Below are 21,082 nucleotides of genomic sequence, written 5' to 3' on the forward strand. Positions count from 1 at the left end.
AAGAGGTAACCTTGCTGCACTTCCGTGCGCCATATCAGGCTATAAATCTACGGGTAATTAGTACTACTTGGCTATGACATTACTGTCTTTACACCTATAGCCTATCAACGTCGTCATCTCCAACGACCCTTAAAAGATGTCTCATCTTGAGGCGAGTTTCGCACTTATATGCTTTCAGTGCTTATCTCTTCCAAACGTAGCTACTCAGCAGTGCACCTGGCGGTACAACTGATACACCAGAGGTTTGTTCAATTCGGTCCTCTCGTACTAGAATCAAGCCCTCTCAAACATCTAACGCCCGCAATAGATAGAGACCGAACTGTCTCACGACGTTCTGAACCCAGCTCGCGTGCCACTTTAATGGGCGAACAGCCCAACCCTTGGGACCTTCTCCAGCCCCAGGATGTGACGAGCCGACATCGAGGTGCCGAACCTCCCCGTCGATGTGAGCTCTTGGGGGAGACTAGCCTGTTATCCCCGGAGTACCTTTTATCCTATGAGCGATGGCCCTTCCATACGGAACCACCGGATCACTATGTCCTGCTTTCGCACCTGATCGACTTGTAGGTCTCACAGTCAAGCACCCTTATGCCATTACACTCTACGCACGGTTACCAAGCGTGCTGAGGGTACCTTTGAAAGCCTCCGTTACTCTTTTGGAGGCGACCACCCCAGTCAAACTACCCACCACGCAATGTCCTTCTAAAAGAAGTTAGGCTCCAAGTAAGTAAAGGGTGGTATTTCAACGTTGGCTCCACAAACACTAGCGTGCCTGCTTCAAAGCCTCCCACCTATCCTACACATTACTTACTCAAAGTCAATACGAAGTTATAGTAAAGGTTCACAGGGTCTTTTCGTCCCATTGCGGGTAATCGGCATCTTCACCGATACTACAATTTCACAGAGCTCATGGTTGAGACAGTGCCCAGATCGTTACACCATTCGTGCAGGTCGGAACTTACCCGACAAGGAATTTCGCTACCTTAGGACCGTTATAGTTACGGCCGCCGTTTACTGGGGCTTCAGTCAATGCCTTCGGTTTAACCCTAAGCACCTTCCTTAACCTTCCAGCACCGGGCAGGTGTCAGACCCTATACTGCATCTTTCGATTTTGCAGAGTCCTGTGTTTTTGATAAACAGTCGCCTGGGCCTCTTTACTGCGGCCACCATTGCTGATGGCGTCTCTTCTCCCGAAGTTACGAGACTATTTTGCCTAGTTCCTTAACCATGATTCACTCTAGCACCTTAGGATTCTCTCCTCGACTACCTGTGTCGGTTTTGGTACGGGTTGCTTCACTTCGGCTTTTCTTGGAAGCACTTTCCCTACAGCAGCTTCGCCCGAAGGCTAGGCCTTGACTATTCCGTCAGTCTCCAGTAAGTACGGCACTCCGTCCCCTTTTTAGTGTGAGCAAGTATGGGAATATTAACCCATTGTCCATCCACTACCCCTTTCGGGTTCGCGTTAGGTCCCGACTAACCCTCAGCTGATTAGCATGGCTGAGGAAACCTTAGTCTTTCGGTGAGCGGGTTTCTCGCCCGCTTTATCGTTACTTATGCCTACATTTTCTTTTCTATCCGCTCCACAATACCTCACAGTACTGCTTCGGCGCAAATAGAATGCTCTCCTACCAGATGTATCTAAAATACAAATCCATAGCTTCGGTAATATGTTTATGCCCGATTATTATCCATGCCGGACCGCTCGACTAGTGAGCTGTTACGCACTCTTTAAATGAATGGCTGCTTCCAAGCCAACATCCTAGCTGTCAATGCAGTCCAACCGCGTTGCTTCAACTTAACATATATTTTGGGACCTTAGCTGTTGGTCTGGGTTCTTTCCCTCTCGGACATGGACCTTAGCACCCATGCCCTCACTGCCGTAGAACATTTATTAGCATTCGGAGTTTGTCAGGAATTGGTAGGCGATGAAACCCCCGCATCCAATCAGTAGCTCTACCTCTAATAAACTTATATACGACGCTGCACCTAAATGCATTTCGGAGAGTACGAGCTATCTCCCAGTTTGATTGGCCTTTCACCCCTACCCACAGGTCATCCGAAGACTTTTCAACGTCAACCGGTTCGGTCCTCCACTCTGTGTTACCAGAGCTTCAACCTGCCCATGGGTAGATCACAAGGTTTCGCGTCTAATCCTACTAACTATACGCCCTATTCAGACTCGCTTTCGCTCCGGCTCCGGTACTTAATACCTTAACCTCGCTAGTAAAATTAACTCGTAGGCTCATTATGCAAAAGGCACGCCGTCACACCATATAGGTGCTCCGACCGCTTGTAGGCGTACGGTTTCAGGTTCTATTTCACCCTTCTATTCGAAGTGCTTTTCACCTTTCCTTCACAGTACTTGTTCACTATCGGTCTTTCAGGAGTATTTAGCCTTGGAGGATGGTCCCCCCATATTCAGACAGGATTTCACGTGTCCCGCCCTACTCATTTATCATCCAAATATGCCTTTCGAGTACAGGATTATCACCTTCTATGATTGTTCTTTCCAGAACATTCCTCTAAACATATAAAGACTTTTGGGCTAATCCGCTTTCGCTCGCCACTACTTACGGAATCTCTTCGATTTCTTTTCCTCCGGGTACTTAGATGTTTCAGTTCTCCGGGTTTGCTCCTCCTAAGAGGTGACTGGTCTTCAACCAGCCGGGTTGCCCCATTCGGACATCTGCGGATCAATTCGTGTGTGCCAATCCCCGCAGCTTTTCGCAGCTTACCACGTCCTTCGTCGCCTCTGAAAGCCTAGGCATCCGCCATACGCCCTTAACGATTTCTTTCCTAATATTTAAATTAGTTCAGTATTTTTTGATAAACTCTCGTCTATCGATATTTTTATAAACTCGGCACTCGAAAGTGCTCGGTTATCTCTTTGTGATGTCTTTACCGTTAATGTCAATGATCTTAATGTCTTCTTGTCCGCTTAATGAACAGATATTGTTTTTGGCTCTATCCGTAACTTTTAAATTAAGCTTTCAAAACTGTGGAGAATAAGGGAGTCGAACCCTTGACCTCCTGCGTGCAAGGCAGGCGCTCTAGCCAGCTGAGCTAATTCCCCTCTAGTAGAAATTGTAAATTCTAGATTATAAATTTTAAATGAAACATGCGTTATAATCTAAAATCTATAATTTATAATCTATAATCCCTTCAATTAGTAGTCTCGGGCAGGCTCGAACTGCCGACCTCTACATTATCAGTGTAGCGCTCTAACCAGCTGAGCTACGAGACTTCATTATTAATTTTAAATTTTAAATTGAAAATTTTAAATGATTATTTAAATCTAAAATCTATAATTTATAATCTAAAATCTCTCTATCCCTTTACTAATTTCTAGTGGGTTTTGTATTTTTATATAGCAACCAAACAAAAAACTAAAGCTTGAACTTTAAGTAAGTACTGTATCTTACGATACTAATTTTGTTTATCGTCTAAAGACGCTCTAAAATGAGATGTTCCAGCCGCACCTTCCGGTACGGCTACCTTGTTACGACTTAGCCCTAGTTACCTGTTTTACCCTAGGCAGCTCCTGTTACGGTCACCGACTTCAGGTACCCCAGACTTCCATGGCTTGACGGGCGGTGTGTACAAGGCCCGGGAACGTATTCACCGCGCCATGGCTGATGCGCGATTACTAGCGATTCCAGCTTCATAGAGTCGAGTTGCAGACTCCAATCCGAACTGAGACCAGCTTTCGAGATTTGCATCACATCGCTGTGTAGCTGCCCTCTGTACTGGCCATTGTATTACGTGTGTGGCCCAAGGCGTAAGGGCCGTGATGATTTGACGTCATCCCCACCTTCCTCTCTACTTGCGTAGGCAGTCTCACTAGAGTCCCCAACTTAATGATGGCAACTAGTGACAGGGGTTGCGCTCGTTGCAGGACTTAACCTAACACCTCACGGCACGAGCTGACGACAACCATGCAGCACCTTGAAAAATGTCCGAAGAAAAGTCTATTTCTAAACCTGTCATTTCCCATTTAAGCCTTGGTAAGGTTCCTCGCGTATCATCGAATTAAACCACATAATCCACCGCTTGTGCGGGCCCCCGTCAATTCCTTTGAGTTTCATTCTTGCGAACGTACTCCCCAGGTGGCTAACTTATCACTTTCGCTTAGTCTCTGAGCCCAAAAGCCCAAAAACGAGTTAGCATCGTTTACGGCGTGGACTACCAGGGTATCTAATCCTGTTCGCTCCCCACGCTTTCGTCCATCAGCGTCAGTTGTTGCTTAGTAACCTGCCTTCGCAATTGGTGTTCTAAGTAATATCTATGCATTTCACCGCTACACTACTTATTCCAGCTACTTCAATAACACTCAAGACCTGCAGTATCAATGGCAGTTTCACAGTTAAGCTGTGAGATTTCACCACTGACTTACAGATCCGCCTACGGACCCTTTAAACCCAATAAATCCGGATAACGCTTGCACCCTCCGTATTACCGCGGCTGCTGGCACGGAGTTAGCCGGTGCTTATTCGTATAGTACCTTCAGCTTCCCACACGTGGAAAGGTTTATCCCTATACAAAAGAAGTTTACAACCCATAGGGCCGTCGTCCTTCACGCGGGATGGCTGGATCAGGCTCTCACCCATTGTCCAATATTCCTCACTGCTGCCTCCCGTAGGAGTCTGGTCCGTGTCTCAGTACCAGTGTGGGGGATCACCCTCTCAGGCCCCCTAAAGATCGCAGACTTGGTGAGCCGTTACCTCACCAACTATCTAATCTTGCGCGTGCCCATCTCTATCCACCGGAGTTTTCAATTTTAAATGATGCCATTCAAAATATTATGGGGTATTAATCTTCCTTTCGAAAGGCTATCCCCCAGATAAAGGCAGGTTGCACACGTGTTCCGCACCCGTACGCCGCTCTCAAGATCCCGAAAGATCTCTACCGCTCGGCTTGCATGTGTTAGGCCTCCCGCTAGCGTTCATCCTGAGCCAGGATCAAACTCTCCATTGTATGTTTGTCTGACTCACTCAAAGTTTTTTAACGCTTTAGTTTTTCCTTACTTGGTTGTTATATTGTATGTCAATGATCTTTATATCTTTCGCTTTGTAACGAAGCAATCTCTCTGTCAGTGTCGCTCCGTATTTGCGAGTGCAAAAGTAAAACTTTATTTCTTAATGACCAAATGTTTTTGAAGAAAATTTTAAAGTTTTTTAAGTAACCTTAATCTCTCCTAAACCCTCAATCATCCTACTCCTGCGCTCCCTGTAATTGGGACTGCAAAGATACAAACTCTTTTTAAACTCACAACTCTTTTTTGTAAAAAAATTAAAGTTTTTTGTTTGTCTCTTTTTGAAGTATCATATTGTTTCTGCTTAGCTAAAAGCTCTTCTGCGCTACTGAACTACTCTCGTTTTTCAGTGGGGCAAAGATAACAACTTATTGCAACGCAAAACAACTTTATTTAACATAAATGTTATATCCTCGTAATATTTGAACATAAGCCACTGATACAAAGTGAGAAAAATTTTAAACAAATGTTTGGGATTACGAGTGGGAGGGGTTGAGGGTGGGAGAATTTGAGAATTTGAGGGTTTGAGCGCGAAAGGGGGAATCATGAGTAATGAGTAATGGGTAATGGGTAATGGGTAATGGAAGGTATGGTGTCTTTTATATACTATATATAGGTAAAGAGTAAGTTTTGGCTAAAGCCATAGTAAAGGAATATTTTTAATAAAACGGGCTAAAGCCCGTTTCTATTGAATATGATTGTAGTGGGAATGGGTATTGGTTGGGATGCATTGTAATTTTTTCCCACAGGTGGCACAGATTTACAAAGAGGAGCATAGATATAATATAGCATACAAAAAAGATGTGTAGTGAAAACAGGATAAAGCATGCTAATATTGAATATGATTGTAGTGAGAATGGGTATTGGTTGGGATGCGTGGTTATTTTTTCCCACAGATGGCACGGATTTGCACAGAGGATGATGGATATAATATAGGTATACAAAAAAAGTGTGTAATGAAAACGGGATCAAGCAACGCTAATATTGAATATGATTGTAGTGAGAATGGGTATTGGTTGGGATGCGTGGTTATTTTTTCCCACAGATGGCACAGACTTGCACAGAGGATACTGGATATAATATATAATATAGGTATACAAAAAAAGTGTGTTATGAAAACTAGATAAAGCTTGTTCTTATGGAATATAAATACTGATGAGGATAATATAAAATGAGGATCGTAATAATACGAAGCCTGAAAATCCGGAACTCAAATATCAAAAAACAGAACACGAAACCCGAAACTCAAGACCCAAACCCCGAATTCATCATTCATCATTCATCATTCATCATTCATCATTTATAATTAACAACACCTCTCCCCTAGCCCTGATAGAAATGGTTACCCCGCAGCTTGGGTTGGAGAGTGGATGGGTCTGAGTGTGGGAGCGTGCAGGCGTGAGGAGTATGAATGGATAGCAGGAAATAGCTCCTCATTAAGTTTGAGGGTTTGAGAGTTTGAGAGATTGAGAGATTGAGAGTTGATGAGTGAAAGAAGTAATTTAATATTTGTAAAAGGGGTAAAAAAAAACATTCCGTAAGAATCCTAAATGTGGGACTCCTACGGAATGGGTATAAAACGAAGTTATATTTTTAGTTCAGAACGTATGATGTTCCGTCTCTTCCGTCTTTTAATTCGATTCCTTCAGCAAGCAGTTTGTCTCTGATCTGATCTGAAAGGTCAAAATTCTTAGATTTTCTTGCCTGGTTTCTCAGTTCGATCAACACCTTTAGGGTCTGATCAAGCTTTTCATTATTATTTTCTTCTATGGTCTGTAATCCCAAAACGTCAAAGATAAAGGCATTCAATGTTGATTTTAAATCTTCAAGATCTGCAGTTGAGATTGTTTCTTTCCCATCATTCAAAGCGAAGATGTATTTTACTGCTTCAAACAGGTGAGCAATCAGGATTGGTGAATTGAAATCGTCTGTTAAAGCTTCATATGCTTTATTTTTCCACTCCTTCAGGCTGAAACCGGATTGTTTTGTATCATCAGGCGTAATGGAATTCAATACTTTTACGGCTTCCATCAGTCTGATAAATCCTTTTTCACTGGCCAGCATTGCATCGTTTGAAATATCCAGCACACTTCTGTAATGTGCCTGCAGGAAGCAGAAACGTACAATTGAAGGGTGGAAAGGTTTTTCAAAGAAATCATTGTCTCCTGTAACCAATTGCATAGGAAGGATATAGTTTCCTGTAGACTTGCTCATACGTTGTGAGTTCATTGTCAACATATTGGCATGCATCCAGTAATTTACCGGTGCTGCGTCATTGCAAGCTTTCCCTTGTGCTATTTCACATTCGTGGTGAGGGAATTTAAGATCCATTCCTCCTCCATGGATGTCGAATGTTTCACCTAAATATTTAGTACTCATTGCAGTACACTCAAGATGCCATCCCGGGAATCCTTCTCCCCAAGGAGAGTTCCATCTCATAATGTGAGCCGGAGATGCTTTTTTCCACAATGCAAAATCCTGCGGGTTTTTCTTTTCTCCCTGTCCGTCAAGATCTCTCGTATTGGCAAAAAGTTCTTCTATATTACGTTTTGAAAGTTCACCATAGTTCAATCCCCTTTTGTTGTATTCTAATACATCAAAGTATACTGAACCGTTGCTTTCGTAAGCGAATCCTCTTTCAATCAGTTTTTGAGTCAGCTCTATCTGTTCTACAATATGTCCTGTAGCTGTAGGTTCGATATTAGGAGGCAACAGATTGAACATATCCAATACTTTATGGAAGTCTACCGTATATTTCTGTACGATTTCCATGGGTTCCAGCTTTTCCAACCTGGTTTGTTTTACGAATCTGTCGTTATCTACATTCCCATCATCGGTAAGGTGACCTGCATCAGTAATATTTCTTACATATCTTACTTTATACCCCAAATGCGTCAGGGTACGGTAGATAAAATCGAAGGAAAGAAAAGTTCTTACATTTCCCAAATGTACATTGCTGTACACTGTAGGTCCGCAGACATACATTCCGACATTTCCTTCTAAAATAGGTTTGAATATTTCTTTTTCCGCAGTAAGAGAGTTATATATTTTTAATTGCATGTATTTTTAAGTTAAAAGATTTAATGATTTTAAAGATTCAAAATTGAGTTAAAAATTACTTTTGTCACAACAAATAATTGTTGTGATAAAAATCTTATGTGAAACTTTTTTAAATTTTATCATAATTAAATCGCTTTTAAATGATGCTGTAAATGATCTACATAATCATTGATAATAAACTCCAACGTATACACCCGAGGTTCTGTTTTAGTTGTATCGCAGGTTCTTTGTAATGCTTCATCCGGAATATTTTCCACGATATGAACAATCTGATAGTTCAAAGACTTCCAAAGATCAATAAGATCTGAAGTAGGAACATTCTGATAGTTCTGAGCTTTTACCCAGAAATTCTGGTCATATACAATATTTTCGTTCTCTTTGTATTGGGTTACCACAAATCTACGGATATTTGTAAAAGCACTGTCACAAAGATGACCAATAATTTCTTTTTTAGACCATTTTTCTGAAAAACTTCTATGTGACCATTCTTCTTCAGGGATATTTTGAAATCTCTGAAGTTCGGCATCAATAATGTTTTTAAGGATTTCGTATTTCATTGATTAATAATCCAGTTTGGCATGGCTTCCTACATAATGTAAGAACTCCTGTCTTGTAATAGGGTTTGTTCTGAAAATACCACTTAATTCTGCGGTAATCGTAGAACTTGCGGTGTCTTTTATTCCTCTGCAGTTTACACAAAGGTGTTTTGCATCAATGATACAGGCTACATCTTTTGTTCCCAATGCTTCTTTCAAAGCATCTACAATCTGCATGGTAAGTCTTTCCTGAACCTGTGGTCTTTTCGCATAGTAATCAACAATTCTGTTGATTTTTGAGAGACCGATTACTTCACCATTGGAAATATAAGCTACGTGGGCTCTTCCTATGATGGGTAAAAAGTGATGTTCGCAGAAAGAGTATACGGTGATATCTTTTTCCACCAACATCTGGCGGTATTTGTATTTATTGGAGAAAGTAGAGATTCCTGGTTTGTTTTCAGGAAGAAGTCCTCCGAAAATCTCGTTCACATACATTTTGGCAACACGTCTTGGAGAGTCTTTCAGAGAATCATCTGTCATATCCATTCCTAGTGTTTCCATAATCTCCCCAAAAAGCTCAGTAATTTTTTCTATTTTTTCCTGTGGCGATTTATCAAAAGCATCTTTCCTTATAGGCGTATGTTCTTTTCCAGTGAAAATATCATCGTCGTTATCAGTAAAATCAACCATTTTTATTTAATTTGCAGCAAAAATACGGATAATATCTATTTCTCTATTTCAAATAAGGTGAAAAACATTATCTTTTATAGCCATTTCTGATTAAAAAGCCTATGATTATTGTCGAGGAAGTACAAAATAAACACCATAAAAGGGAATTTCTGGAATTCCCAGTCCGCCTTTATGAACGCGACAAAAATTATATCCGCCCTTTAGATCAACATATTGAGGAGATTTTTGATCCTGAAAAAAATAAGTTCTTTAAAAATGGGACATGTAAAAGGTTTCTGTTTAAAAAGAACAATCAAACAGTAGGTAAAGTAGCCGTTTTTATCAATGGGTGTTATGAGCAAAAGCAACCTACGGGAGGAATTGGTTTTTTCGACTGTATCAATGATCAGGAAACTGCCAACTTTATTTTTGACCACTGTAAAAACTGGCTTCTGGAAAAAGGTATGGAAGCCATGGACGGACCTATCAATTTTGGGGAGCGGGATAAATTCTGGGGACTTTTAACGGAAGGTTTTATTGAGCCTTTATTTGGGATGAATTACAATCTCCCTTATTATAAAGAGCTCTTTGAAAATTATGGGTTTCAGGTTTATTTTGAACAGCTTTGTTTTACCCGGCTTGTATTTTCAGAAGTTTCGAGGATTTTCACCATTGCTCACGAAAAAAACAGAAGAAATCCTGCTATTTCAGCGCAACCCATGAAAAAGAATAACCTGGCTAAGTTTGCGAAAGACTTTACTGAGGTTTATAACAAAGCATGGGCCTGCCATGGAGAAGGAAAACAACTGGAAGAAGCCAAGGTTCTGAAAATGTTCAACACAATGAAACCTATTATCAATGAGCATATCTCCTGGTTTGTGTATGAGAATGAAAAACCTATTGCCATGTGGATTAATATGCCTGACCTCAATCAGTGGTTTAAATATCTGAATGGGAAGTTTGGAATTTTCGAAAAACTCAAGTTCTTGTTTTTAAAACGATTTAAAAAGAATGAGAAAATGGTGGGGCTTGTTTTTGGTGTTGTACCGGAATGGCAGAAAAAGGGCATTGACGGGTATATGATCTGGGAAGGAACTCTACATTTGAGAAAGCATACAGATTTTACGATTACAGAACTGCAGTGGATTGGTGATTTTAATCCCAAAATGATTAAGATTGCTGAAGCTCTTGATACAACCGTTACCCGAAAACTGGTAACTTATCGATATTTGTTTGACAGGAATAAGGAATTTGAGAGACATGAGATTCTTTAGGGTAAGGAAGATGGGAGTTATTGAAGCGTGTTTATTAACTAAAAGTTCAAGTTTACTTTTTTTTAATACTGTAAGCTATTTGATGCAGAGTCTTTATTTGCAACTGTTATATTTTTGATGGAGCAAAGGTTGAATCAACTTTATTGATTCTTTCTAAGCGGATGTATAGCCTGCGGCTTACTTAGTTCATCTTATTTTCTGTATCGGATTCTGATTAAAATAAAAACCCTGCCTTTTACAGCAGGGTTCCTTCATTTTGGTACTTTTATTAGAATAGCTCACCGGCTACTTTTTTTATGTTATCGCTTTTACCCATTGAGTAGAAATGCAAAACAGGAACTCCGAAATCCAGCAGTTCTTTGCATTGGGCAATGGACCATTCTATTCCGATCTGCTTTACAGCTTCATTATTTTTTGCATTTTCCACTTCACTAATCAGTTCTTCGGGAAGGTCTATTTTGAATACCTGTGGCAGGATTTTCAAATGTTTCTTGGTGGCAATAGGTTTGATCCCCGGAATAATAGGAACGGTAATTCCCATTTCTCTTGCTTTCTGAACGAATTCAATGTACTTTTTATTGTCAAAAAACATTTGAGTAACAATATAATCTGCTCCAGCATCTACTTTTTGCTTCAGCCATTTCAAGTCATAATTCATGGAAGGAGCTTCCATATGTTTTTCAGGATATCCGGCAACTCCGATACAGAATTTATTTAATTCATCACAAACCTGTTCTTCGTTATGAAGGTATTTTCCTCTTCCCAGATTATTAATTTGTCCCACAAGATCCATAGCACTTGCATGCCCGCCATGAGTAGGTTCAAAGTACTGATGTCCTTTCATGGCATCTCCCCTTAAAGCCATTACATTGTCTATCCCCAGATACATACAGTCTACCAACAGATATTCTGTTTCTTCTTTTGTGAAACCTCCACAAAGCAGATGGGGTACTGTATCTACATTGTATTTATGCTGAATCGCCGCACAGATTCCTAATGTTCCCGGACGCATTCTTGTGATACGGCGTTCCATCAGGCCGTTTCCTTTGTCCAGATAAATGTATTCTTCTCTGGATGTGGTAACGTCAATGAAAGGCGGTTTGAACTCCATTAGCGGATCTATATTGGTATAGAGATCTTCAATCCCGATTCCTTTCTGTGGCGGAACAACTTCTAAGGAGAATAAAGTTTTTCCATTTGCGTTTTTAATGTGTTCTGTTATCTTCATGTCAATGTTAATCTGCTAAATTGGGTGACAACCATTTTCTCGCTTCCTGGATGCTACAACCTCTTCTTGCTGCATAATCTTTAAGCTGGTCTTCTGTAATTTTTCCTAATCCGAAATATTTGGCGTGCGGGCTTCCGAAATAATATCCGGAAACTGATGCTGTTGGGAACATGGCAAGGCTTTCTGTAAGGAAAACGCCTGTATTTTCTTCTACTTTTAAAAGATCCCAGATGGTTTTCTTTTCCAGGTGATCAGGGCAAGCCGGATATCCCGGTGCCGGACGGATTCCTTTGTATTTTTCGGCAATCAATTCTTCGTTGCTTAAACTTTCCTGATTGGCATATCCCCAGTACTCGGTTCTTACTTTTTTATGTAAAAATTCAGCATAGGCTTCTGCAAAACGGTCTGCCAGGGCTTTCACCATGATGGAATTGTAATCATCGTTGGCTTTTTCATATTCTGCAGACAGTTCATCAGTTCCGAATCCGGTGGTTACACAGAATGCTCCTACATAATCGGTTTTTCCTGAACTTTGAGGAGCAATGAAATCACTTAGCGCCAGATAGTCTTTTCCTTTTGATCTCTGAGCCTGTTGTCTTAGGGTTAAAAACTTAGCCTGCTCATTGTTATTTTCATCAAAAATTAAGATATCATCAGATTCGTTGGAGTTGGCTTTAAAAATTCCGAAAATGGCTTTTGCTGTTAAAAGCTTTTCATCAAGAATTCTCTTTAGAATCACCTGGGCATCTTTGAATAATTCTTTCGCCTGAACGCCTACGACCTCATCTTCCAGGATATTCGGGTATTTTCCGTGAAGATCCCAGCTTCTGAAAAACGGTGACCAGTCGATAAAAGGAAGAATTTCTCTCAGGTCCTGATTTTCGATCACTTTTATTCCTATCGTATTCGGAGTGAAAATTTCTTCGTTTTCCCAATCAATTTTAAAATGATTCTCTCTTGCTTCTTCAATGGAGACATAATCTTTATCTACCTGTCTGTTCAGGAACTTTTCCCTGAAATCGGAATAGTCATTCTTTAAATCCGAAACATATTCTTTATTCCTGTCGCCCAGCAATGAGCTTACGACGTTTACGGCTCTTGATGCATCATTCACGTGAACGACAGCATTTTTATATTTTAAATCGATTTTCACTGCAGTATGTGCCTTGGACGTTGTAGCACCACCTATCAATAACGGAAAATCTAAATTTTGTCTTTCTAATTCTGAAGCGATGTATACCATTTCATCCAAACTTGGGGTAATCAGTCCGCTCAGTCCGATAACGTCTACTTTTTCTTCAATAGCAGTCTGGATAATCTTTTCAGCGGGAACCATTACTCCAAGGTCAACGATTTCATAATTGTTACAACCTAAAACGACACTCACAATATTTTTACCGATATCATGAACGTCACCTTTTACAGTTGCCATTAATATTTTTCCGTTGGCAGGTTTTGCTCCGTCTTTTTCAGCTTCAATGAAAGGCTGTAAATAAGCCACGGCTTTTTTCATTACCCTTGCAGACTTTACAACCTGTGGTAAGAACATTTTTCCGCTTCCGAATAAATCTCCCACCACTCCCATTCCGGTCATCAGATTGATTTCTATGACATGAAGCGGTCTTGCGGCCAATTGTCTTGCTTCTTCTACATCTTCTTCAATAAAACGGTCAATACCTTTTACCAGGGCATAAGTAATTCTTTCCTGTAATGGATTATTTCTCCATTCCAAGTCTTCGGTCTTTTCTTTTTTTACAGATTTGTGTTTTTCTGAATAATCGAGAAGTCTTTCTGTAGCATCTTCTCTTTTATCCAGAATTACATCTTCTACAAGTTCCAGAAGTTCTTTATTGATTTCATCATACACCTCCAGCATCGCCGGGTTTACAATACCAATATTCATTCCTGCCTGGATGGCATGGTAAAGGAATACAGAATGCATGGCTTCTCTCACCGTATCATTTCCACGGAAGGAGAAAGAAACATTACTCACTCCTCCACTTACGGATGCATAGGGAAGATTTTGTCTTACCCAGCGCGTAGCTTCAATAAAATCGATGGCGTTTCTTCTGTGTTCATCCATTCCTGTTGCCACCGGAAAGATATTTAAGTCGAAAATGATATCTTCTGCAGGAAAGCCAATCTGGTTCACCAGAATATCATAAGAACGTTTTGAGATTTCAATTCTTCGTTCAAAACTGTCAGCCTGCCCTACCTCATCAAATGCCATTACAATAACTGCTGCACCGTATCTTTTAATGGCTTTGGCATGTTTGATAAATTCTGTCTCTCCTTCTTTTAAACTGATAGAATTCACTACACATTTTCCCTGAGCAACCTGAAGACCTGCCTCCAGGATTTCCCATTTGGAAGAGTCTACCATGATTGGAATTCTTGCGATATCCGGTTCTGAAGCAATTAAGTTCAGGAATTTGATCATGGATGCTTTTCCATCAATCAATCCATCATCGAAGTTGACATCCAGAATCTGGGCACCTCCTTCTACCTGATGGCGGGCAATATCTAATGCTTCAGAGAATTTCTCCTCTTTAATGAGTCTTAAAAACTTTTTGGATCCGGCAACGTTAGTCCTTTCACCAACATTGATGAAATTACTTTCCGGGGTTATGATAAGAGGCTCGAGGCCTGATAATCTTAAATATTTCATTTTATTCTTCTAAAATATAGTAGGCATTATGGGCATTCTGCCTCAATAAATCCCTATGCTTGCTTAAAGCTGTAATCAGCGGAAACCTTTTGTAAGCTAAATCATGTTCTTTAGCAAATTCCTCAATCTCCTCTGTGATTTCGTTATAATACATATAACTGTAATTCGGGAACAGATGATGGGCTACATGAAAATTGAAATTTCCCAACACATTTCTTACCCACCAGTTATTTTCTTTTAAATCATTGGTCACTTCAAACTGGTGACGAAGCCAGCTAAACGGGAGACCATTTTCTTTATTTAATTTTGGAAAAGCATTATCAGGAAGCGGATGCAAAGGCAGTAAAACAAGCAATGCAAAAATACTTGCTGAAATCACCTGTAAAAACCATGCTCCTAAAGCCAATCCTATTGATACTTTAAAGAACATCACAGGAACCACAATCTGATAAAAGAAATAGAACAGTTTATAACTGATCATTTTTACTTTCTCAATGACAGGTATTCTTCCCTGGGTCTTTAAAATCACCCTTTCCTTATCAAAGAAGTCCCTGAAGTCTCTTATAAACATCCAATTGAATAGATACAACGGATAGACTAAAAAGAAAAACTTATCCTGATATTTCTGTACTCCTTTTGCTTTGATCCATGGTACAATTAAAAGCAATCCGCTCTGTTCAATATCTGTATCCCATCCATCCACATTAGGATAAGCATGGTGACTTGCGATATGTCTTTTTTTCCAGATGTAGGAATTAGCTCCTATAAAATCAAAAATGTGAAGAACCAGCCCGTTCAGTCTTTTACTTTTATAGATATTGTTATGAGCGGCTTCATGAATTAAGTTTAAATAAATTAAAACCAAAAAAATTCCCATTAAAACAAAACTCAGAATATAGATCCAGTGCTTTTCGGCATTCAAAAGAGCCAGGAAATACAACCCGATATAGACCAATGGCAGCACAACCGCTTTGATCTGAATGTAGATATCTCTGTTCTCAGAAATGGCTTCCACTCTCTGGTTTACTTTCTTTCTCAGCTCATTAAATAATCTGATATCTTCCGAATCTTTTAAATAAATTGGCTTTTCCATTATATTTAACTTTGTGGTTTACATAAAGTTACTATTTATAATTTAGCCTTCATTCTTGATTTTAATTAAAAAAATCTATCAAATCACACAAATTCCTTCAATTTCCTTGGTGGATATTGTTCTACCAGATCCGCAATTGCCTTAATATGCTCAGGTGTAGTCCCACAGCATCCTCCGATAATATTGATTAATCCTTTTTCTACATATTCTTTGATCTGTCTTGCCATATCTTCCGGGGTCTCATCATATTTTCCGAAAGCATTGGGTAAACCGGCATTCGGATAGGCTGAAACGTAGAATTCTGAATTATGGGCCAGTGTTTCAAGGTAAGGAGTCAGCTGATCTGCCCCCAATGCACAGTTAAAGCCTACACTTAATAAATTCAGATGGGAAACTGAAATCAGAAAAGCTTCTGCGGTCTGACCACTCAAAGTTCTTCCTGAAGCATCGGTAATCGTTCCTGACACCATGATTGGAATTTTGATTCCTCTTTCATCCTGTAGTTCGTCAATAGCAAACAAGGCTGCTTTTGCATTCAGGGTATCAAAGATGGTTTCTACCAACAGAATATCTGAACCACCATCCAGCAAAGCTTCACATTGCTGTTTGTAAGCCACTCTCAATTCTTCGAAAGTGATGGCTCTGTATCCTGGATCATTAACGTCCGGACTTAAACTTGCCGTTCTGTTTGTTGGCCCGATAGATCCCGCTACAAATCTCGGTTTGTCCGGATTTTTTGCCGTGTACTCGTCACAGGCTTTTCTGGCAATTTTTGCCGACTCATAGTTCAGGTCATATACCAATTCTTCCATGTGATAATCTGCCATCGCAATGGTAGTTCCTGAGAAAGTATTGGTTTCAATGATATCAGCTCCTGCTTCCAGGTATTTCTTATGAACTTCTTCAATAGCCTGAGGCTGTGTCAGAGAAAGCAAGTCATTATTTCCTTTCACCGGATGTTCCCAATCTTTGAAACGCTCTCCACGATAGTCTTCTTCTTCAAACTTGTATCTCTGAAGCATAGTTCCCATCGCACCATCAAGAATTAAAATTCTTTCGGATAGAGCTTTATATAATTGTTCTGAATTTTTCATTTTCTATCAATTTATAGTTTATAAATCCGCTCACCAGTTTTTTACATAAGAGGATTTTTTTATTGATTATTTCAAAATCTTCTTTAGAAATATAGTGTTGGTCTAAAGCCAAATGGAATTGAGTTTCCAGTTTATAAAGAGATTTCCCGGCCATATGCAGGAACTGTAAAGTATCTTCAGGAGCCTGTGTTCTACTTCCTTCCGTTATATTGAACGAAACTGAAGTTGCCATTCTTCTTATGTGACTCGTTAAAGCCAATAATTCTTCTTTAGGAAAATTTGCAGTAAGAATATAAGTTAGAGTAACCAACTGTCTTCCTTCTCTCCAAATTACTAATTCTGTGTAGTTTCTATCCATTTGGCTCTATAAACTGTGAACGATTAATTAATCTAAAGCCTGTTTCAAGTCTGCTATGATATCCTCTACATTTTCCAGTCCTACTGAGCAACGAACCAATCCTGCCGTAATCCCTACTTCATTTCTTTCTTCGTCTGAAAGTTTGGAGTGGGTTGTAGATGCCGGATGGGTAACGATCGTTCTTGTATCACCTAAGTTAGCCGACAGCGAACACATTTGTATCTTATCTAAAAAGTTTCTTCCGCCCTCTATTCCGCCTTTGATTTCAAATGCTACGATATTTCCTCCAAGTTTCATCTGCTTTTTGGCTACTTCATAATTCGGGTGAGATTTCAGGAATGGATATTTTACTAATTCTACGTTAGGATGGCTTTCTAAAAACTCTGCTACCTTCAATGCATTCTCACAGTGCTTTTCTACACGAATAGACAATGTTTCCAGACTTTTTGATAATACCCATGCATTAAAAGGAGACAATGCAGGCCCTGTATTTCTTGCGAAAAGATAAATTTCTCTGATCAGGTCTTCTTTTCCTACTGCTATTCCTCCTAACACTCTTCCCTGTCCGTCAATCAGTTTTGTTGCGGAGTGTACAACAATATCTGCACCATATTTAATCGGTTGCTGAAGGTAAGGCGTTGCAAAACAGTTATCTACAATAAAGATAAGATTGTATTTTTTTGCAATCTGCCCGAAGAACTCCAGATCCAAAATTTCAATCGCCGGATTGGTAGGAGTTTCAAGGTATAAGATCTTTGTATTGGGTTTAATATATTGTTCAACATTCTCAGCATCTCCTGCTTTGAAATAAGAACTTTCAATATTCCATTTCGGGAAATATTTGGTAAACAATGTGTGTGTAGATCCAAAAACTGACTGGCAGCTTATGATATGATCTCCGGCATTCAGTAGGGCAGCAAATGTAGAATAGATGGCTGCCATTCCCGTTGCAAAGGCATATCCTGCTTCTGCCCCTTCCATTTTAGCTATTTTATCTGTAAACTCCGTTACATTCGGATTGGAAAAACGGCTGTATAGGTTTTTAGGTTTTTCTTCGGCAAAGCTTGCTCTCATATCCTCTGCATCCTGGAATATAAAACTGGAAGTAAGATATAATGGCGTAGAATGCTCATCAAACTGAGATCTTTCAGTCTGCGTTCTTATTGCTGATGTTTCAAAATTTTCCATATAGTTTTAATTGATTTATCAATATAGCAGTCTAACAATGTACCAATGAAATTCTTCGCTTTGCTCAGAATAACGACACCAATTATTGGTAAACTGATACATTATCAGATTGTTATATTAAATATTATTTAGTTTCACTTACTCTTAAAATATCTCCGAATACCCCTCTTGCTGTTACCTGGGCTCCGGCTCCGGCTCCCATGATCACAATCGGATTTTCTCCGTAACTTTCTGTATAAATTTCAAAGATGGAATCTGAACCTTTCAGCTGTCCTAATGCTGAAGTGGCAGGAACAGAAATCAGTTTCACATCCAGTTCTCCTTTGTCTTTCTGCAGATCACCATGTAAATCACCTACATATCTCAGCACATGACCAGGCTCCTGATTTTCTTTAATTTTCTGGTATTCTTCATCCAATTCATTCAATCTTGAAAGGAATTCTGATTTTGAAACTTCAAGCAGGCTTTCAGGAACCAGATTTTGGATATTGATATCTCCAAATTCATTGATTAAGTCCAGTTCTCTTGCCAGAATTAATAATTTTCTTGCTACATCATTTCCTGATAAATCTTCTCTTGGATCCGGTTCTGTATACCCTTTTTCCAAAGCTTCGCTGATGATGGTTGAAAATTTATCGTCTCTCAAAGAAAAATTATTGAAAACATAGCTCAATGTTCCAGAGAATACGCCCTTGATTCTTGTGATATTTTCTCCTGAAAGGTGTAATAACTTGATGGTGTCAATTAACGGAAGACCGGCTCCTACATTAGTTTCATACAGATAACGTCTGTTATTTTTACTCAACGTATATCTTAGTTTTCTGTATTCCTCAATAGGAAGGGTATTGAAAATTTTATTGGAAGAAACCAAATCGAATCCGTTTTCTGCCAAAGCGTGATAGTTTTTCACAAAATCCTTACTTGCAGTGTTATCCACAACGATCAGGTTCTCCAGTTGATTTTCATTGGAGAAATTAATTAATTCTTCAACGTTAGAAGAATGTTGCGCGGCTAAAACCTCATCCCCCCAATTGGCATCAAATCCTTTTTTATTGAAGGCTATTTTCTTTGAGTTGGCTACAGCAACTACTTTAAGATCTATTTTTTTACGTTTCTTAATTTCTTCTGCAGATCCCAAAACCTGTTCTATCAAAGTCTTTCCTACGTTTCCGTGACCAATAATTGCCAGATGAACTGTTTTTGGTTTTTTGAAAATTTCAGATTCTATGATATTTCTTGTTTTCTCATCCTGTGAAGAAGTCACTACGATGTTGACTCTGTTTTCTCCAGCTACCTGATTCAGCAATAATGGGAAAACATTGTTTCTGGCCAGTTCAGCAAAGACTTTATTGAAATCTTCTGCCACAAAACCAATCACAGAAACATTATTGATACTATAGATCTGAGAAACTTTTCCAGATTTTCTTTCTGTTTCGAATTCATCAATAAGGCAAGCAACTGCTTTTTCTGCATCATTTTCGTGAACCAAAATAGAAATTCCGTTTTCTATAGCTTGTTGAGAAATTACTCCTACACTGATACGCGCTAAAGTAAGCGCCTTAAAAATACGTCCGTCAATCCCAATTTCTCCAAGGAAATCTTCTCCTTCAAATTTGACGATTGATCTGTTCTTCAAAAATTTTATTTCGTTAGCATTTTTCATTACTTCTGTAAAATGTTTTTTATGATATTATTTAATTGTTGATATTCCATTAGGAAGGCATCATGCCCGTGTATAGATTGGATCTCGTGATAAGAAACATCCTTATTTTTCTCTTTTAAGTTTTCAAAACACATTCGGATTTCAGAAGCCGGGAAGAATAAGTCTGTATCTACGGAGATCATGTGCATTCGTGCCTGTATCCTCTCCAGTGCTGTTTCATCAGCATTGATATTCATCAGGAGATGATTCATCAGCTTGTACGCTTGTAAACTAAACCTTTCGTTTAATGCATTACCATGATAAACCAACCAGTCTTCTGATTCCAGGCGTTGATTTTCCTTATTATATTGGTTTTGAAATCTGTCATTGAGTGATTGTGGAGTTCTGTAACACAACATGGCATGAATTCTTGCTTTCTGTAATGGTTCTTCTTTATCATTCAATAAGAATTTCTGAACCAGACATTGGGCATGCAGCCAATCGTGTGTTCTGTAATCACAGGCTATGGGAATAAATATTTCTGCGAGATCCGGCTGCTTGGCAAGCATTTCCCAGGCAATCCCTCCTCCCAGAGAACCTCCAATAATGGCATATATATTTTTGATATGTAAAGCTTCAAGACCTTTCAGAAATATCGCAGCGATATCTGAAGGCGTGAAGTCTTCATAATCTTCAATTAAAAAATTGTCATATCCGTTTCCGGGTATATTGAAACACAAAACAGTGTATTGATCAGTATCAACAATCTGATTTTCTCCTACCAATTGTTTCCACCAGCCTTTTTCTCCGGATACATTTGAATTTCCGGTAAGAGCATGGTTGATTAAAATGATCGGGGCTGTAAACAGATCTTTCCCAAAAAGCTGATAGCTTAATGAGATATTGTATTCCTTTTGAGAATAAGTTTGATACGAAAGATTAATATAGTTTAGTTCTATTTTCAATTCTATTAAATTTTAATACAATTGAAAATGCCACAGGAAATGGCTGAAAAGAACTTCAGTAAGTTATCTGTCCAAAATAATTTTGGTAGAACGTAGCACCTTCTTTGCTTGCACAAAGGGTTGCTAAGGTTTCATAGGGTCTAATCCCTCAACCTTTCTTGATAACATTTTCAATATTTGAATGAACGAATGGTGCAAAGGTAGTTCTTTTCTTTTAATTTCAAAAAAAAATTATTTTAATATTTTTAAAAGCCCTTAAACACAAGTATTTC

General features: G+C 39.2%; 12 protein-coding genes, 2 tRNA genes, 2 rRNA genes and 1 riboswitch. Of the genes, 1 reads left to right on the forward strand and 15 read right to left on the reverse strand.

The features are described from left to right. Window positions 1–37: 37 nt before the first annotated feature. From JOE44_RS14470 to folE, 7 genes are all read right to left on the reverse strand, one after another. Window positions 38–2,795: ribosomal RNA gene (locus tag JOE44_RS14470) — 23S ribosomal RNA — on the reverse strand. A gap of 204 nt (window positions 2,796–2,999) precedes the next feature. Beyond that, window positions 3,000–3,073 (reverse strand) — tRNA-Ala (locus tag JOE44_RS14475). A 97-nt stretch (window positions 3,074–3,170) separates the two neighbouring features. Next, a tRNA-Ile gene (locus JOE44_RS14480) sits at window positions 3,171–3,244 on the reverse strand. A 213-nt stretch (window positions 3,245–3,457) separates the two neighbouring features. After that, window positions 3,458–4,974: ribosomal RNA gene (locus tag JOE44_RS14485) — 16S ribosomal RNA — on the reverse strand. Together the 16S and 23S rRNA genes with 2 tRNA genes alongside form the textbook arrangement of a ribosomal RNA operon. A gap of 1,651 nt (window positions 4,975–6,625) precedes the next feature. Then, on the reverse strand, window positions 6,626–8,092 hold the full coding sequence (gene cysS / locus JOE44_RS14490; protein WP_209786118.1) for a cysteine--tRNA ligase: 1,467 nt from the start codon (window positions 8,090–8,092) through the stop codon (window positions 6,626–6,628). A gap of 125 nt (window positions 8,093–8,217) precedes the next feature. Continuing rightward, window positions 8,218–8,649, reverse strand: a complete 432-nt coding sequence (locus JOE44_RS14495) for a DinB family protein (protein WP_209786119.1) — start codon at window positions 8,647–8,649, stop codon at window positions 8,218–8,220. A gap of 3 nt (window positions 8,650–8,652) precedes the next feature. After that, the gene (gene folE, locus JOE44_RS14500) at window positions 8,653–9,321 is read right to left on the reverse strand and encodes a GTP cyclohydrolase I FolE (RefSeq protein ID WP_047376638.1); all 669 of its coding nucleotides are present in this window, start codon (window positions 9,319–9,321) and stop codon (window positions 8,653–8,655) included. Window positions 9,322–9,422: 101 nt separating this feature from the next. Here folE and JOE44_RS14505 point away from each other — a divergent pair, with 101 nt between their 5' ends. Further along, the gene (locus JOE44_RS14505; protein WP_209786120.1) at window positions 9,423–10,574 is read left to right on the forward strand and encodes a hypothetical protein; all 1,152 of its coding nucleotides are present in this window, start codon (window positions 9,423–9,425) and stop codon (window positions 10,572–10,574) included. A 268-nt stretch (window positions 10,575–10,842) separates the two neighbouring features. Here JOE44_RS14505 and metF read toward each other — a convergent pair whose 3' ends face one another. From metF to JOE44_RS14545, 8 genes are all read right to left on the reverse strand, one after another. Then, a complete protein-coding gene (gene metF, locus JOE44_RS14510; protein WP_209786121.1) occupies window positions 10,843–11,802 on the reverse strand; it encodes a methylenetetrahydrofolate reductase [NAD(P)H] in 960 nt (319 codons plus the stop codon). A 7-nt stretch (window positions 11,803–11,809) separates the two neighbouring features. After that, window positions 11,810–14,470, reverse strand: a complete 2,661-nt coding sequence (gene metH, locus JOE44_RS14515) for a methionine synthase (RefSeq protein ID WP_209786122.1) — start codon at window positions 14,468–14,470, stop codon at window positions 11,810–11,812. Window position 14,471: 1 nt separating this feature from the next. Beyond that, on the reverse strand, window positions 14,472–15,563 hold the full coding sequence (locus tag JOE44_RS14520; RefSeq protein ID WP_209786123.1) for a fatty acid desaturase: 1,092 nt from the start codon (window positions 15,561–15,563) through the stop codon (window positions 14,472–14,474). Window positions 15,564–15,646: 83 nt separating this feature from the next. After that, window positions 15,647–16,657 (reverse strand): homocysteine S-methyltransferase family protein, encoded by a 1,011-nt coding sequence (locus JOE44_RS14525; RefSeq protein ID WP_105683385.1) that lies wholly within the window; start codon window positions 16,655–16,657, stop codon window positions 15,647–15,649. Further along, window positions 16,632–17,015: a four helix bundle protein gene (locus JOE44_RS14530; protein WP_209786124.1), complete on the reverse strand. Its 384-nt coding sequence runs from the start codon at window positions 17,013–17,015 to the stop codon at window positions 16,632–16,634. The genes JOE44_RS14525 and JOE44_RS14530 overlap by 26 nt, the downstream gene beginning before the upstream one ends. 27 nt (window positions 17,016–17,042) lie before the next feature. After that, entirely contained in the window at window positions 17,043–18,203 is a 1,161-nt protein-coding gene (locus JOE44_RS14535) for an O-succinylhomoserine sulfhydrylase (RefSeq protein WP_209786125.1), read from the reverse strand. Between the two features lie 124 nt (window positions 18,204–18,327). Beyond that, the gene (locus JOE44_RS14540) at window positions 18,328–19,866 is read right to left on the reverse strand and encodes a homoserine dehydrogenase (protein ID WP_209786126.1); all 1,539 of its coding nucleotides are present in this window, start codon (window positions 19,864–19,866) and stop codon (window positions 18,328–18,330) included. Beyond that, window positions 19,866–20,810 carry an alpha/beta fold hydrolase gene (locus tag JOE44_RS14545; RefSeq protein ID WP_209786127.1) on the reverse strand — a complete coding sequence of 315 codons (945 nt, stop codon included), beginning with the start codon at window positions 20,808–20,810 and terminating at the stop codon, window positions 19,866–19,868. The genes JOE44_RS14540 and JOE44_RS14545 overlap by 1 nt, the downstream gene beginning before the upstream one ends. 60 nt (window positions 20,811–20,870) lie before the next feature. After that, window positions 20,871–20,978, reverse strand: a riboswitch (SAM riboswitch). Window positions 20,979–21,082 lie beyond the last annotated feature (104 nt).

This window comes from Chryseobacterium sp. PvR013 (assembly GCF_017833095.1).
Classification (GTDB): domain Bacteria; phylum Bacteroidota; class Bacteroidia; order Flavobacteriales; family Weeksellaceae; genus Chryseobacterium; species Chryseobacterium culicis_A.

Bases quoted from the DNA above. Each gene is read 5' to 3' on its own strand.
- JOE44_RS14525 (WP_105683385.1), bottom strand. From the start codon at position 16,657: ATGAAAAATTCAGAACAATTATATAAAGCTCTATCCGAAAGAATTTTA.
- JOE44_RS14520 (WP_209786123.1), bottom strand. From the start codon at position 15,563: ATGGAAAAGCCAATTTATTTAAAAGATTCGGAAGATATCAGATTATTT.
- folE (WP_047376638.1), bottom strand. From the start codon at position 9,321: ATGGTTGATTTTACTGATAACGACGATGATATTTTCACTGGAAAAGAA.
- JOE44_RS14530 (WP_209786124.1), bottom strand. From the start codon at position 17,015: ATGGATAGAAACTACACAGAATTAGTAATTTGGAGAGAAGGAAGACAG.
- JOE44_RS14535 (WP_209786125.1), bottom strand. From the start codon at position 18,203: ATGGAAAATTTTGAAACATCAGCAATAAGAACGCAGACTGAAAGATCT.
- JOE44_RS14505 (WP_209786120.1), top strand. From the start codon at position 9,423: ATGATTATTGTCGAGGAAGTACAAAATAAACACCATAAAAGGGAATTT.
- cysS (WP_209786118.1), bottom strand. From the start codon at position 8,092: ATGCAATTAAAAATATATAACTCTCTTACTGCGGAAAAAGAAATATTC.
- metF (WP_209786121.1), bottom strand. From the start codon at position 11,802: ATGAAGATAACAGAACACATTAAAAACGCAAATGGAAAAACTTTATTC.
- metH (WP_209786122.1), bottom strand. From the start codon at position 14,470: ATGAAATATTTAAGATTATCAGGCCTCGAGCCTCTTATCATAACCCCG.
- JOE44_RS14495 (WP_209786119.1), bottom strand. From the start codon at position 8,649: ATGAAATACGAAATCCTTAAAAACATTATTGATGCCGAACTTCAGAGA.
- JOE44_RS14540 (WP_209786126.1), bottom strand. From the start codon at position 19,866: ATGAAAAATGCTAACGAAATAAAATTTTTGAAGAACAGATCAATCGTC.